General features: G+C 59.5%; 10 protein-coding genes. 8 read left to right on the forward strand and 2 right to left on the reverse strand.

Annotated features, from left to right (window positions below; genetic code table 11):
• The first annotated feature begins 59 nt into the window (after positions 1 to 59).
• The 4 genes from prpC (at position 60) to prpD (ending at position 6849) form a co-directional block, all read left to right on the forward strand.
• The gene (gene prpC, locus H8B20_RS03470) at positions 60 to 1187 is read left to right on the forward strand and encodes a bifunctional 2-methylcitrate synthase/citrate synthase (protein WP_210622347.1); all 1128 of its coding nucleotides are present in this window, start codon (positions 60 to 62) and stop codon (positions 1185 to 1187) included.
• Positions 1188 to 1393: 206 nt separating this feature from the next.
• Complete coding sequence (acnD, locus tag H8B20_RS03475) at positions 1394 to 3988, forward strand: Fe/S-dependent 2-methylisocitrate dehydratase AcnD (protein ID WP_210622348.1); 2595 nt, start codon at positions 1394 to 1396, stop codon at positions 3986 to 3988.
• Between the two features lie 54 nt (positions 3989 to 4042).
• Complete coding sequence (prpF, locus tag H8B20_RS03480; RefSeq protein ID WP_210622349.1) at positions 4043 to 5245, forward strand: 2-methylaconitate cis-trans isomerase PrpF; 1203 nt, start codon at positions 4043 to 4045, stop codon at positions 5243 to 5245.
• A gap of 119 nt (positions 5246 to 5364) precedes the next feature.
• On the forward strand, positions 5365 to 6849 hold the full coding sequence (prpD, locus tag H8B20_RS03485; RefSeq protein ID WP_210622350.1) for a 2-methylcitrate dehydratase: 1485 nt from the start codon (positions 5365 to 5367) through the stop codon (positions 6847 to 6849).
• Positions 6850 to 6882: 33 nt separating this feature from the next.
• Here the strand turns inward: prpD and H8B20_RS03490 are convergent, their stop codons facing one another.
• The gene (locus H8B20_RS03490) at positions 6883 to 7821 is read right to left on the reverse strand and encodes a DMT family transporter (protein WP_210622351.1); all 939 of its coding nucleotides are present in this window, start codon (positions 7819 to 7821) and stop codon (positions 6883 to 6885) included.
• A gap of 89 nt (positions 7822 to 7910) precedes the next feature.
• Here H8B20_RS03490 and H8B20_RS03495 point away from each other — a divergent pair, with 89 nt between their 5' ends.
• Positions 7911 to 9326 (forward strand): aminotransferase-like domain-containing protein, encoded by a 1416-nt coding sequence (locus tag H8B20_RS03495; protein WP_210622352.1) that lies wholly within the window; start codon positions 7911 to 7913, stop codon positions 9324 to 9326.
• 94 nt (positions 9327 to 9420) lie between these two features.
• Here the strand turns inward: H8B20_RS03495 and ppsR are convergent, their stop codons facing one another.
• Positions 9421 to 10239 carry a posphoenolpyruvate synthetase regulatory kinase/phosphorylase PpsR gene (gene ppsR / locus H8B20_RS03500; RefSeq protein ID WP_042558495.1) on the reverse strand — a complete coding sequence of 273 codons (819 nt, stop codon included), beginning with the start codon at positions 10237 to 10239 and terminating at the stop codon, positions 9421 to 9423.
• A gap of 174 nt (positions 10240 to 10413) precedes the next feature.
• Between ppsR and ppsA the strand changes: the two genes are divergently transcribed.
• The 3 genes from ppsA to rraA all read left to right on the forward strand — a co-directional run bounded on the left by ppsA (position 10414) and on the right by rraA (position 14687).
• A complete protein-coding gene (gene ppsA / locus H8B20_RS03505; RefSeq protein ID WP_042558496.1) occupies positions 10414 to 12789 on the forward strand; it encodes a phosphoenolpyruvate synthase in 2376 nt (791 codons plus the stop codon).
• Positions 12790 to 12977: 188 nt separating this feature from the next.
• On the forward strand, positions 12978 to 13967 hold the full coding sequence (locus H8B20_RS03510; RefSeq protein ID WP_210622353.1) for an alpha/beta fold hydrolase: 990 nt from the start codon (positions 12978 to 12980) through the stop codon (positions 13965 to 13967).
• 228 nt (positions 13968 to 14195) lie between these two features.
• Positions 14196 to 14687 carry a ribonuclease E activity regulator RraA gene (gene rraA, locus H8B20_RS03515; protein ID WP_015096067.1) on the forward strand — a complete coding sequence of 164 codons (492 nt, stop codon included), beginning with the start codon at positions 14196 to 14198 and terminating at the stop codon, positions 14685 to 14687.
• Position 14688: the final 1 nt, after the last annotated feature.

The raw sequence follows: 14688 nt of genomic DNA on the forward strand, positions 1-14688 counted from the left end.
TTACAAACAACACCGAAATTGCAGATTCCCTAACAAATTCAAGAAGATTGGAGACAGCAATGGCCGAAGCAAAAGTACTCAGTGGCGCCGGGCTCCGGGGCCAGGTTGCCGGGCAAACCGCACTGTCCACCGTAGGCCAGGCCGGTGCCGGGCTGACCTATCGCGGCTACGACGTGCGCGAACTGGCAGCCGATGCGCAATTTGAAGAAGTGGCGTACCTGCTGCTGTATGGCGAACTGCCGACCCAGGCCGAACTCGACGCTTATCAAGGCAAACTGAGCAAGCTGCGCGACCTGCCGCAAGCGCTGAAAGAAGTGCTGGAACGCATCCCCGCCGACGCCCACCCGATGGACGTGATGCGCACCGGTTGCTCGTTCCTTGGCAACATCGAACCGGAGAAAGACTTCTCCGAACAGCGCGACAAGACTGACCGTCTGCTGGCCGCGTTCCCGGCGATCATGTGCTACTGGTATCGCTTCAGCCACGATGGCAAACGCATCAACTGCGTGACCGATGAACAATCCATCGGTGGCCACTTCCTGCACTTGCTGCACGACAAGAAGCCGAGCGAACTGCACGTCAAAGTGATGAACGTGTCGCTGATTCTCTACGCCGAACACGAATTCAACGCCTCGACCTTCACCGCCCGCGTTTGCGCTTCGACCCTGTCCGATCTGTATTCCTGCGTCACTGCGGCCATCGGTTCGTTGCGCGGCCCGCTGCACGGTGGCGCCAACGAAGCGGCGATGGAAATGATCGAGCGCTTTTCGTCGCCCGAAGACGCGATCAAAGGCACCCTCGGCATGCTCGAGCGCAAAGACAAGATCATGGGTTTCGGCCACGCGATCTATAAGGACAGCGACCCGCGCAACGAGGTGATCAAGGGCTGGGCGAAAAAGCTCTCTGATGAAGTCGGCGACAAGGTGCTGTTCGCGGTTTCCGAAGCCATCGACAAGACCATGTGGGAGCAGAAGAAGCTGTTTCCGAACGCCGATTTCTACCATGCCTCGGCGTACCACTTCATGGGCATCCCGACCAAGCTGTTCACACCGATCTTCGTCTGTTCGCGCCTGACCGGCTGGGCGGCACACGTGTTCGAACAACGCGCCAACAACCGCATCATCCGCCCAAGCGCCGAATACGTCGGCGTAGAACAGCGCAAGTTCGTGCCAATCGAACGTCGCTGAATGGTGAGGGCTGAACACTGATCTCGACGTTCACCTAAATCCCTGTGGGAGCTGGCTTGCCAGCGATGACGGAGTAACATCCAGCATCGATGTCGACTGACCCGACACTATCGCTGGCGAGCCAGCTCCCACAGGGTTCAGTGTGAATTTCAAGATCGGTGTCTGGCCCCACCCCTTGAAACTCCCGTGACCCGAGTCCTGACCCGATGAACACAGAATTTCGCAAGAACCTGCCCGGAACACCGCTGGACTATTTCGACGTCCGCGCGGCTGTCGATGCGATCCAGCCCGGCGCTTACGACACCCTGCCGTACACCTCGCGCGTGCTGGCGGAAAACCTTGTGCGTCGCTGCGACCCGGCCACGCTGACCGAATCCCTGAAGCAATTCATCGAGCGCAAGCGCGACCTCGATTTCCCGTGGTTCCCGGCGCGCGTTGTCTGCCATGACATTCTCGGTCAGACCGCACTGGTCGACCTCGCCGGTCTGCGTGACGCGATTGCCTTGCAGGGCGGCGATCCGGCGCAAGTCAATCCGGTGGTGCCGACGCAACTGATTGTCGACCACTCGCTGGCGGTAGAGGCGGGGGGCTTTGATGCGCAGGCGTTCGAGAAGAATCGCGCTATCGAAGATCGTCGCAATGAAGACCGTTTTCACTTCATCAACTGGACCAAAAAAGCCTTCAAGAATGTTGATGTGATCCCGCCGGGCAACGGCATCATGCACCAGATCAACCTGGAGAAAATGTCTCCGGTGATCCAGGTGCGTGACGGCGTGGCGTTCCCCGACACGTGCGTCGGCACCGACAGCCACACCCCGCACGTCGATGCGCTGGGCGTGATCGCCATCGGCGTCGGCGGCCTTGAAGCCGAGAGTGTGATGCTTGGCCGCGCCTCGTGGATGCGCCTGCCGGAAAGCGTCGGCGTCGAACTGACCGGCAAACTGCAACCGGGCATCACCGCCACCGACATGGTGCTGGCGCTGACCGAGTACCTGCGCAAGCAGAAAGTCGTTGGTGCATGGCTGGAGTTCTTCGGTGAAGGCGCTGCCGCGCTGACCCTGGGCGACCGCGCAACCATCTCCAACATGGCGCCGGAATACGGCGCCACCGCGGCGATGTTCTACATCGACCAGCAGACCATCGATTACCTCAAGCTCACCGGTCGTGAAGATCAGCAAGTGCAGCTTGTCGAGCATTACGCCAAGACCACCGGTCTGTGGGCCGACAGCCTCAAAGGCGCGCAATACGAGCGCGGTCTGACCTTCGACTTGTCGTCGGTGGTGCGCAACATGGCCGGCCCGAGCAACCCGCACGCGCGCGTTGCGACCTCGGATCTGGCGGCCAAAGGCATCTCCGGTCAGTGGGATGACGTGCCGGGGCAAATGCCCGATGGTGCGGTGATCATCGCGGCCATCACCAGTTGCACCAACACCAGCAATCCGCGCAACGTGATTGCCGCTGGCCTGATCGCGCGCAACGCCAACCGACTCGGATTGACGCGCAAACCGTGGGTCAAATCCTCGCTGGCGCCGGGTTCGAAAACCGTGGCGCTGTACCTCGACGAAGCGGGGCTGACCACTGAACTGGAACAACTCGGTTTCGGCGTCGTGGCGTTTGCCTGCACCACGTGCAACGGCATGTCCGGCGCACTGGACCCGGTGATCCAGCAGGAAATCATCGACCGCGATCTGTATGCGACTGCCGTGCTCTCGGGCAACCGCAACTTCGACGGCCGCATCCACCCGTACGCCAAGCAGGCCTTCCTCGCTTCGCCGCCGCTGGTGGTTGCTTACGCGATTGCCGGGACCATCCGTTTCGACATCGAGAAAGATGTCTTGGGCGTGGTCGAGGGCAAGGAAATTCGCCTCAAAGACATCTGGCCGAGCGACGAAGAAATCGACGCCGTGGTGAAGTCTTCGGTCAAACCCGAGCAGTTCCGTCAGGTCTACATCCCGATGTTCGCCATCCATGAAGACACCGGCCCGAAAGTCACGCCGCTGTACGACTGGCGCGAGATGAGCACCTACATCCGCCGTCCGCCGTACTGGGAAGGTGCACTGGCCGGCGCGCGTCCGCTCAAGGGCATGCGCCCACTGGCGGTGCTGCCGGACAACATCACCACCGATCACCTGTCGCCGTCGAACGCGATCATGCTCGACAGCGCCGCCGGCGAATACCTGGCGAAAATGGGCCTTCCGGAAGAGGACTTCAACTCCTACGCAACCCACCGTGGCGACCACTTGACCGCCCAGCGCGCGACGTTTGCCAACCCGAAACTGTTCAACGAAATGGTCGTGGAAAACGGCAAGGTCAAGCAGGGTTCGCTGGCCCGGGTCGAGCCGGAAGGCAAAGTGATGCGCATGTGGGAAGCCATCGAAACCTACATGGAGCGCAAGCAGCCGCTGATCATTATTGCCGGCGCCGATTATGGTCAAGGCTCGTCCCGCGACTGGGCGGCCAAAGGCGTGCGTCTGGCGGGTGTCGAAGCCATTGCTGCGCAAGGGTTTGAGCGTATCCATCGCACCAACCTGGTGGGCATGGGCGTGTTGCCGCTGGAGTTCAAGGCGGGCACCGACCGCCACACCCTGGCCATCGACGGCAGCGAAACCTACGACGTGATTGGCGAGCGCAAGCCGCGCGCTGACCTGACGCTGGTGATTCATCGCAAGAATGGCGAGCGCGTCGACGTGCCGGTAACGTGCCGCCTCGATACCGCTGAAGAAGTGTCGATCTACGAGGCCGGCGGCGTGTTGCAGCGCTTCGCTCAGGACTTCCTCGAAGAGTCGGCGGCTGCCGTTTAAATCATCGGATGTGGGCATGGGACTCCAAGTCCCGTGCCTTCGTTAAGGAGCACCATGGCTCACGCAACTCATTTCGCAGCGCAAATCAAAATTCCCGCCACCTACATGCGCGGCGGCACCAGCAAAGGCGTGTTCTTCAGCCTGAAAGATTTGCCTGAAGCGGCGCAGGTTCCAGGTCCCGTCCGCGACGCCTTGCTGCTGCGCGTGATCGGCAGCCCCGACCCGTACGACAAGCAAATCGACGGCATGGGCGGCGCCACTTCAAGCACCAGCAAAACCGTGATCCTGTCGAAAAGCAGCCAGGCTGATCACGACGTCGACTACCTGTTCGGCCAGGTCTCCATCGACAAGCCTTTCGTGGACTGGAGCGGCAACTGCGGCAACCTGTCGGCAGCGGTCGGTTCGTTTGCGATCAGCAATGGCCTGGTCGACGCCAGCCGCATTCCGCACAACGGTGTCGCCGTGGTGCGCGTGTGGCAGGCGAATATCGGCAAAACCATCATCGCCCACGTGCCGATCACCAACGGTGAAGTGCAGGAGACCGGAGATTTTGAACTCGACGGCGTGACCTTTCCGGCGGCCGAAGTGCAGGTGGAGTTCATGGATCCTGCGGCAGAAGAAGAGGGCGGTGGTGGCTCGATGTTTCCTACCGGCAACCTGATCGATGAGCTGGAGGTGCCGGGTGTTGGCACGTTCAGGGCGACCATGATCAATGCGGGTATTCCGACGATTTTCGTCAACGCCGAAGACATCGGCTACACCGGCACCGAACTGCAAAGTGCGATCAACAGCGACCCGAAAGCCTTGCAGATGTTCGAGACCATCCGCGCTTATGGCGCTTTGCGCATGGGCCTGATCTCGAATCTCGATGAAGCGGCCAAGCGCCAACACACACCGAAAGTCGCGTTCGTCGCCAGGCCTGCGGATTACGTGGCGTCCAGCGGTAAAGCGATTGCTGCCGGTGATGTTGATTTGCTGGTGCGTGCATTGTCGATGGGCAAGCTGCACCACGCGATGATGGGCACGGCTGCGGTCGCCATCGGCACTGCGGCGGCAGTTCCCGGGACGCTGGTGAACCTGGCGGCGGGTGGTGTGGAACGCAGCGCCGTGCGTTTCGGTCATCCTTCCGGCACATTGCGGGTCGGTGCCGAGGCGAGCCTAGAAAACGGTGAGTGGGTGGTGAAAAAAGCCATCATGAGCCGCAGTGCCCGTGTCCTGATGGAAGGCTACGTGCGCGTCCCTGGTGATTCTTTCTAAACGACAACTTCCCCTGTAGGAGCCTTCGGCAGCTCCTACATGGGGTCGCATTTCAATTCTAAAAGTCCATTGCCTGAACCGAGGTCCCATCAACGAACCACTTAAAGAGTGAATCGAACATGAGCGCCAACGTCGACCTGAACAACCGCCCCGACTACGACCGTGTTCTGCAGGACATCGCCGACTACGTCCTGACCTTCAACGTTGAATCCACCGAAGCCCTGAACACCGCCCGCCACTGCCTGATGGATACGCTGGGTTGCGGCCTGCTGGCGCTGCGTTTTCCCGAATGCACCAAGCACCTTGGCCCTATCGTCGAAGGCACCGTCGTGCCGTTTGGCGCTCGCGTCCCGGGCACCCCTTATCGCCTTGATCCGGTGAAAGCGGCGTGGGATATCGGCTGCATCGTGCGCTGGCTCGACTACAACGACACCTGGCTCGCCGCCGAGTGGGGGCATCCGTCGGACAACCTCGGCGCAATTCTCGCGGTGGCCGATCACCTCTCGCAGAAGCGTTTTGCCAACGCTGAAGCGGCGTTGACGATTCGCGATGTGCTGGAAGCGATGATCATGGCTCACGAGATTCAGGGCGTCATTGCCTTGGAAAACTCCTTCAACCGCGTAGGACTTGATCACGTCATTCTGGTGAAAGTCGCCTCGACCGCCGTGACCGCCAAACTGATGGGCGCCAATCGCGAGCAGATGTTGTCGGCGCTGTCCCATGCATTCGCCGACGGTCAGGCGCTGCGCACCTACCGTCATGCACCGAATGCTGGCTCGCGAAAATCCTGGGCAGCGGGGGATGCGTCCAGCCGTGGCGTGCGTCTGGCCGATATCGCCATGCGTGGCGAAATGGGCATTCCCGGTGTGTTGAGTGCCAAGCAGTGGGGCTTTTACGACGTACTCTTCAGCCACACCAACAGCGACCTGGCGTTGAAGCCGGAAGATAAACGCGCCTTCGCTTTCTCACGGCCGTTCGGCAGTTATGTGATGGAAAACGTCCTGTTCAAGATCAGCTTTCCCGCCGAGTTCCACGCGCAAACTGCGTGCGAGGCAGCGGTGACGTTGCATCCGCAAGTGCGCAATCGACTGCACGAAATCGAGCGAATCGTCATCACCACCCACGAATCGGCGATCCGCATCATTTCCAAGGTCGGGCCGCTGGCCAACGCTGCCGACCGCGATCACTGCATTCAGTACATGACCGCCGTGCCGCTGGCCTTCGGCAACCTGATCGCCGAACACTACGAGGACGATTTCCACAACGCACATCCGATCATTGATGTGCTGCGCGAGAAAATGCACATCGTCGAAGACCCGCGCTTCACCCGCGAATACCTCGAGGCCGACAAGCGCTCGATTGCCAACGCCGTGCAGGTGTTTTTCAAGGACGGCACCAGCACCGACAACGTCGTGGTGGAATACCCGATCGGCCATCGCCGCCGCCGGGCGCAGGGCATTCCTTTGCTGGAAGACAAGTTCAAGGCCAACCTGGCAACGCGCTTCACCGGCCAGCGCAGCGCCGAGATCCTGGCGCTGTGCAAAGATCAGACGCGGCTGGAAGCCACTCCCGTGAACCGCTTCGTCGACCTGTTCGTGATCTGACGAAAGCGCTGTAGGAGCAGCCTGCGGCAGCTCCTACACGGAGGATTTGCGCCATTTTTCGATGGGCAGTTTGGTGATCGCAAAACCGCTCAACAAAATCGCCGAATAGATCATCAGTTCCCGGGACAGGGTTTGCCCTTCGTACCAGGCGCCGATGATCACGGCGAACACCGGGAAAATGATAAACACGAACGACAGAATGATCGGGCTGAGGCGTTTAAGCAGCAAAAAATAAACGATGAATCCACCCACCGACGCCACCAGCCCGAGATAGAGCAGGGCAGCCCATGAGCGCGCGGTCACGTCCTGGAAGCTCGGCGCTTCGAAGCTCAATCCGACAATAAATAACATCAGCCCGGCGATGCCGATCGGCAGCGTGTTGTAGGTGATCACGCTGATGGCGCTGCCGTGTTTTTTCGTCACTACGTAACACAACGCATGCATGACGGCTGCGCAGAGAATCGCCAGCACACCAAGCCATTCAGCCTGATCAAGGTGTAAGCCCTGGCTGCGAATGATCATGAACAAACTGGCGAAGCCGATGGCGATGCCGAGCATTTGCGATGGATAGATTTTCTCGCGCAGAAACAATGCGCTGAACATCAGGATAAAAACCGGCATGCAGCTGAACAGCAGCGCCGTCAGGCCAGACGACACGTGCATCTCGCCATAGTTGAGCAGGTAATAAGGCAGGCTGAAATACGACAGCGTGACGAACACAAAAAACCAGCGACTTTGTCGTGGAAACAGCAGGGGTTCCTTGCGCAACACCGCGAAGCTGAGGAACAGCGGGAAGGCAATCAGAAAGCGCAGGCCGGCAGCGGTCAGTGGCGGCACGCTTTCCACGGCAATCTTGATCCCCAGCCATGTGGTGCCCCAACTCAGACAAACGATGAGAAACAGGGTGCTGGTGATCAATCCGGCAAGCCAGGGTTTGCTGATGGTTATCGGTGAGCTGACGACGGTCGACATGTTGGGTGCTCCGAGCGGGGAATTGACCTCATCACTGAAAAGGTCTATTCCTGATTGAACCTGTTTTCAATACGCTATTTGGGGCGAGAATGACTGTCAAAGTAAGTATTGCCATGGTGTCAATCCTTCGCGACGGTCTCGCCAATGGCGTCGGCGTCAAGTACCAACGCCTGGCCGATGCGGTCGAAAAGGCCATCTGCGAGGGTGTTATCGAGGCCGGTTGCAAGCTGCCACCGCACAGACTGTTGGCCGATAGTCTTGGCGTCACCATCGGCACCATCAGTCGTGCTTACGGCGATCTGGAGCGTGTCGGATTAGTCGTGGCCCGCGTAGGAGACGGCACCTATGTGCGTCAGCGCGGGATGGAGCGGCCGCAGGACAAAGGCTTTCGCAATGTCAGCGACGAGCCGCCAGCGTGTTTCGACATGAGCCGCAACCAGCCGATCCCCGGCCAGGAAGCAGCGTTCATGCGCGAGTGTCTTGTCGAACTGGCCAATGATCCGGGCTTGTTACAGCAATTGACCGGATACACCGCCGAAAGCGGATTGGCCAGGCACCGGGTGGCGGGGGCGGTCTGGTTGCGCCACGGGGATTTCGTGCCGCACGCCGATCAGGTGCTGTGCGTCAACGGTGGTCAGCACGGTTTGCTGTGCGCCTTGATGGCTTTGCTCAAGGCCGGCGACACGGTCGTGACCGAGCATTTGTCCTACCCCGGATTGATCAGCGTCGCACGTCAACTCGGGATAAAACTCATCGGCGCCGCGATGGATGACGAAGGATTGTTGCCCGCGGCGCTGGAGGACATTTGCCGTCAGCATCGGGTGGCAGCGGTGTATTGCACGCCAACGATCCAGAATCCTACAGCCGCTGTGATGTCCATCCCGCGGCGCGAAGCGATTGCCGAGGTGTGCCGCCAGCACAATCTGCTGATTATCGAAGACGAAGCCCATGCTGTGCTCGACCACCAGCGCCCGCTGCCATTGAGCTATTTCGCTCCTGAGCGTGCGGTGCTGATCGGCAGTCTCAGCAAGGCCGTTTCGGCGGGTCTGCGGGTCGGTTATCTGCATGCGCCGCAGGCTCTGATCGGGCGTATCAGTTCAGCCATTCGTGCGACGTGCTGGATGGCCAATCCGCTGTCGATGGAGGTGGCGAGCCTGTGGATCGAAAACGGCATGGCCGAACGTTTACTGGATGAGCAGATCACGGAGATTGGCCGCCGCAAGGCATTGGTTTCGGGTGTACTGGACGGCTTGAGCTACAAGACGCACACCTACAGTCCGCACTTTTGGGTAGAGGTGCCCGAGTTGTGGCGAGCGTCGCAGATTGCTGCGGAGTTGAAAGAAAACAACTATCTGGTGGCGACCGCCGAGGCGTTCGCGGTAGGACATGCGGCGGTGCCGCAGTTTATTCGGGTAGGCGTGTGTAACTCAGTCGGGGATGACAGCATGTTGCTCGCAGGCTTTGAGGCTATGAAGCACGCCTTGACGGAACTCAATCCCGTGTAGGAGCTGCCGAAGGCTGCGATCTTTTGATGTTGATGTTTAAAAACAAGATCAACAGATCGCAGCCTTCGGCAGCTCCTACAGGGGGCATGCGGGGTTACTTGAACCGCCGCTCGACGCCTTTCTCCACCAGAATCTTCGCCGAGATCTCTTCCACCGAAAAATGTGTGGAGTTGATGTTCGGAATGTTTTCGCGGCGGAACAGGTTTTCCACTTCGCGCACTTCGAATTCGCACTGGGCATAGCTCGAATAGCGGCTGTTGGGTTTGCGCTCGTTGCGGATCGCGGTGAGGCGGTCCGGGTCGATGGTCAGGCCGAACAGCTTGTGCTGATGAGCGCGCAGGGCGGGCGGCAATTGCAGGCGCTCCATGTCGTCTTCGGTCAGCGGGTAGTTGGCCGCGCGGATACCAAATTGCATGGCCATGTACAGACACGTCGGCGTCTTACCACATCGCGACACGCCCACTAGAATCAGATCGGCCTTGTCGTAATAGTGCGTGCGGGCACCGTCATCGTTGTCGAGGGCGAAATTCACAGCCTCGATCCGCTCCATGTAATTGGAGTTGTGCCCGATCGAATGCGACTTGCCCACGGTGTAGGAAGAATGCTCGGTCAGTTCCTGCTCAAGCGGGGCGAGGAAGGTCGAGAAAATATCGATCATGAAACCATTGGACGTTGCGAGAATCTCACGAATGTCCTGATTGACGATGGTGTCGAAGATGATCGGGCGAAAGCCGTCGGTTTCGGCGGCTTTATTGATTTGTTGTACCATGGCCCGCGCTTTATCCACGCTGTCGATGTACGGTCGCGTGAATTTGCTGAAGGTAATGTTTTCGAACTGCGCCAGGAGGCTTTGACCCAGGGTTTCGGCGGTAATGCCGGTGCCATCGGAGATAAAGAAAGCAGATCGTTTCATTTGCACCTTGGGCCTTAAGCTAATAACGAATCTTGGATATGATAGGCGCGATTTGCCGGCCGCCATTGGCCTGCATTCTCACTTATTTTCCAGGTCCAGGCCATACAACCGGCCAACGCTCCCCCGAGCAGCCGGTTTCTGAGCTTTTCCAACACAGTTAGTGGAGAGATCACCTTGGTAGAGTACGTAGTTTCCCTCGATAAGCTCGGCAAACACGATGTTGAGCATGTGGGGGGCAAGAACGCATCCCTGGGCGAGATGATCAGCAACCTGGCGGGTGCCGGTGTGTCGGTCCCCGGCGGCTTCGCCACCACCGCTCAGGCCTATCGCGACTTCCTCGAACTGAGTGGCCTCAACGACCAGATCCACCAGGCCCTTGACGCGCTCGACGTTGATGACGTCAACGCACTGGCCAGGACCGGCGCGCAGATTCGTCAATGGATCATGGACGCCGAATTCCCGGAAAAACTCAACGCCGAGATCCGCACCGCGTTCGCCACGCTGTCGGCCGGCAACCCTGATATGGCCGTGGCCGTGCGTTCTTCAGCCACTGCCGAAGACTTGCCGGACGCATCCTTCGCCGGTCAGCAGGAAACCTTCCTGAACATCCGTGGCGTGGAGAACGTTATCCGCGCTGCCAAGGAGGTTTTCGCCTCTTTGTTCAACGACCGTGCGATTTCCTACCGCGTGCATCAGGGCTTCGACCACAAACTGGTCGCCCTGTCTGCCGGCGTGCAGCGCATGGTACGTTCGGAAACCGGCACCGCCGGCGTGATGTTCACCCTCGACACCGAGTCCGGTTTCCGTGACGTGGTGTTTATCACCGGCGCTTACGGTCTGGGCGAAACCGTCGTTCAAGGCGCGGTGAACCCGGACGAATTCTATGTCCACAAGGGCACGCTGGAGGCCGGTCGTCCGGCGATCCTGCGTCGCAACCTGGGCAGCAAAGCCATCAAGATGATCTACGGCGAAGTCGCCACGGCCGGCAAGTCGGTCAAGACCATCGACGTCGACAAGGCTGATCGCGCGCGCTTCTGCCTGTCCGACGCCGAAGTCAGCGAGCTGGCCAAGCAAGCGATGATCATCGAGAAGCACTATCAGTGCCCGATGGACATCGAGTGGGCCAAGGACGGTGACGACGGCAAGCTGTATATCGTGCAGGCGCGTCCGGAAACCGTGAAGAGCCGTACCCAGGCCAACGTCATGGAACGTTACCTGTTGAAAGAAACCGGCACCGTGCTGGTTGAAGGTCGTGCCATCGGCCAGCGTATTGGTGCCGGTAAAGTGCGGATCATCAAGGACGTGTCCGAGATGGACAAAGTCCAGCCGGGCGACGTACTGGTTTCCGACATGACCGACCCGGACTGGGAACCGGTAATGAAGCGCGCCAGCGCCATCGTGACCAACCGGGGCGGGCGTACCTGCCACGCGGCGATCATCGCCCGTGAGCTGGGCATTCCAGCCGTTGTCGGTTGCGGCAACGCCACCCAGTTGCTTAAGGATGGCCAGGGCGTGACCGTGTCCTGCGCTGAAGGCGACACCGGTTACATCTTCGAAGGTGAACTGGGCTTCGACATCAAGAAGAACTCCGTGGACGCCATGCCTGATCTGCCGTTCAAGATCATGATGAACGTCGGCAACCCGGACCGCGCCTTCGACTTCGCGCAACTGCCGAACGCCGGTGTGGGCCTGGCCCGTCTGGAATTCATCATCAACCGCATGATCGGCGTGCACCCTAAAGCGCTGCTGAACTACGATGGCCTGCCGCAGGAAATCAAGGACAGCGTCGACAAGCGTATTGCCGGCTACGACGATCCGGTTGGCTTCTATGTCGACAAACTGGTCGAAGGCATCAGCACCCTGGCAGCAGCGTTCACACCGAAGAAGGTCATCGTGCGTCTGTCGGACTTCAAGTCCAACGAATACGCCAACCTGATCGGCGGCAAGCTGTACGAGCCGGAAGAAGAAAACCCGATGCTGGGCTTCCGTGGCGCTTCGCGTTACATCAGCGAATCGTTCCGCGATTGCTTCGAACTCGAATGCCGCGCGCTGAAACGCGTGCGCAACGAGATGGGCCTGACCAACGTCGAAATCATGGTGCCGTTCGTGCGCACCCTCGGCGAAGCCAGTCAGGTTGTTGATCTGCTCGCAGAGAACGGCCTGAAGCGTGGCGAGAACGGTCTGCGCGTGATCATGATGTGCGAATTGCCATCCAACGCGATTCTGGCTGAAGAGTTCCTCGAATTCTTCGACGGTTTCTCGATCGGTTCCAACGACCTGACTCAGCTGACGCTGGGCCTGGACCGTGACTCCGGGATCATTGCGCACCTGTTCGACGAGCGTAATCCGGCCGTCAAGAAGCTGCTGTCGAACGCGATTCAGGCATGCAACAAGGCTGGTAAATACATCGGTATCTGCGGTCAGGGCCCTTCCGATCACCCGGATCTGGCTCGCTGGCTGATGGAGCAGGGCATCGAAAGCGTGTCGCTGAACCCGGACACCGTGCTGGAAACCTGGTTCTTCCTCGCGGAAGGCCAAGCGCAGGCTTAACCAATATGTGAACGGTCCGCGTCCCCTGTGGGAGCGAGCCTGCTCGCGAAATCGGATTAACATTCGATATGAATGTTGGCAGATACACCGCTTTCGCGAGCAGGCTCGTGCCCGCACGACTCGGTTCTTTAGGTGATTCAAACAGGGCGAGCGCCTCCGGATGCCGCCCTTTTTTGTGCAAGAGCATTATGCAAAGCAGCAGCAACCTATTTCCTGTCGCCCTGATCAGCGCCGAGCGGCGCGGCGATCTGAGCGAAGACGTTTATCGTCTCAAACCCGGCAACAGCCCGGACTGGTCCGTAGAAATCGCCGTCACTCGTTTGGGTATGGCCGATGAACCGGCGGTGCGCGGTGTGCCGGTCATCCTGTTGCACGGCAGTTTTTCCAACCGACGCTTCTGGTTCTCGCCCAAAGGTCTGGGGCTCGGCGCTTATCTGGCGCGGCTGGGTTTCGACGTGTGGATTCCGGAGATGCGCGGTCACGGATTATCGCAGCGCAACGAGGAATACCGCAGAAACCGTGTCGCCGACTACGCCAGGTACGATTTGCCGGCAATCGCCGCATTCGTGCGTGAGCAGAGCGGGCAGGTGCCGCACTGGATCGGCCATTCGCTGGGCGGCATTACCCTGGCGGCGGCACTCGGGGGCGAGTATCTGGGCGAACCCGCCGTGGCGTCGGCGGCGTTTTTTGGCACTCAGGTCAGCCGTACTTACTGGCCGCTGAAGATTCCGCCGGTTGAATGGAGCGGTCGCTTCATTCTCAAGCGTTTCGCGCAGTTGTCGGGCTCACGTCTCAAGCGCGGACCGGAAGACGAGCCCATCGGCCTGGCCATCGAGAGCATGCGCTGGTACGGCTTGTTCGGCCGGTTTGGTGACAAGGACAAAGATTGGTGGGCCGGTCTGGCTAATGTTCAGGTGCCAGTGCTGGCGGTGAGTGCGGCCGGGGATCATCAGGATCCTGAGTGGGCTTGTCGCAAACTGTTCGAGCAGATTGGCTCTGAGCACAAGCAGTTCATCAATCTGGGGCGCGAGCAGGGCTTCAACGAGAATTTCGGCCATGTCGAAATGTTGGTAAGCAAGGCTGCACAGGCGCAAGTATGGCCACTGGTGGCGCGCTGGTTGAACGATCAGCAGACCCCGTTGCTGGGCGAGAAGCCGGATCTGGCGGCTGCAGTCTGAGTCGCGAGGCGCTGAAGAGGCCATTTCGTTCGGGGCGGCTTGCGGCTAAGATATGACGCATTGTGCGGTTCTGGTCATATTTAGTGGCTGATTTGCTATTAAGTATTCAGCGTTTGTTCAGGTTCGCTCAGCGAGCATTGTATGAACTAAGGTAAACAGCGACTGCCGGAACTCGTCTCACAAGAGTGCGTCATCCTTGATCGTCTTCCTTTTTACAGGAGTTTTTCGATGAACCATTACCTCACGCCTGACCTGTGCGATGCCTATCCGGAGCTGGTCCAGGTGCTGGAACCGATGTTCAGCAATTTCGGCGGACGTGATTCGTTCGGCGGCGAAATCGTGACCATCAAATGTTTCGAAGACAACTCGCTGGTCAAGGAGCAAGCCGAACTCAAGGGCAACGGCAAGGTACTCGTGGTCGACGGTGGCGGATCGCTGCGCCGTGCGCTGCTCGGAGACATGATCGCCGAGAAAGCCGCGAAAAACGGCTGGGAAGGGATGGTCATCTACGGTTGCATCCGTGACGTCGATGTCATCGCCCAGACCGATCTTGGCGTCCAGGCACTGGCCAGCCATCCGATGAAAACCGACAAGCGCGGCATCGGCGATCTCAACGTCGCGGTGACTTTCGCCGGAGTGACGTTCCACCCGGGCCACTACATTTATGCGGACAACAACGGCGTAATCATCTCGCCGAGTCCGCTGAAGATGCCTGAATAAG

The sequence above is a fragment of the Pseudomonas sp. P42 genome, assembly GCF_017973755.1.
GTDB lineage: Bacteria > Pseudomonadota > Gammaproteobacteria > Pseudomonadales > Pseudomonadaceae > Aquipseudomonas > Aquipseudomonas iridis.

Coding starts and splice junctions, on each gene's coding strand:
- ppsR (WP_042558495.1), bottom strand. CDS start 10,239: ATGAAACGATCTGCTTTCTTTATCTCCGATGGCACCGGCATTACCGCC.
- acnD (WP_210622348.1), top strand. CDS start 1,394: ATGAACACAGAATTTCGCAAGAACCTGCCCGGAACACCGCTGGACTAT.
- H8B20_RS03490 (WP_210622351.1), bottom strand. CDS start 7,821: ATGTCGACCGTCGTCAGCTCACCGATAACCATCAGCAAACCCTGGCTT.
- H8B20_RS03495 (WP_210622352.1), top strand. CDS start 7,911: ATGACTGTCAAAGTAAGTATTGCCATGGTGTCAATCCTTCGCGACGGT.
- prpF (WP_210622349.1), top strand. CDS start 4,043: ATGGCTCACGCAACTCATTTCGCAGCGCAAATCAAAATTCCCGCCACC.
- H8B20_RS03510 (WP_210622353.1), top strand. CDS start 12,978: ATGCAAAGCAGCAGCAACCTATTTCCTGTCGCCCTGATCAGCGCCGAG.
- prpC (WP_210622347.1), top strand. CDS start 60: ATGGCCGAAGCAAAAGTACTCAGTGGCGCCGGGCTCCGGGGCCAGGTT.
- prpD (WP_210622350.1), top strand. CDS start 5,365: ATGAGCGCCAACGTCGACCTGAACAACCGCCCCGACTACGACCGTGTT.
- rraA (WP_015096067.1), top strand. CDS start 14,196: ATGAACCATTACCTCACGCCTGACCTGTGCGATGCCTATCCGGAGCTG.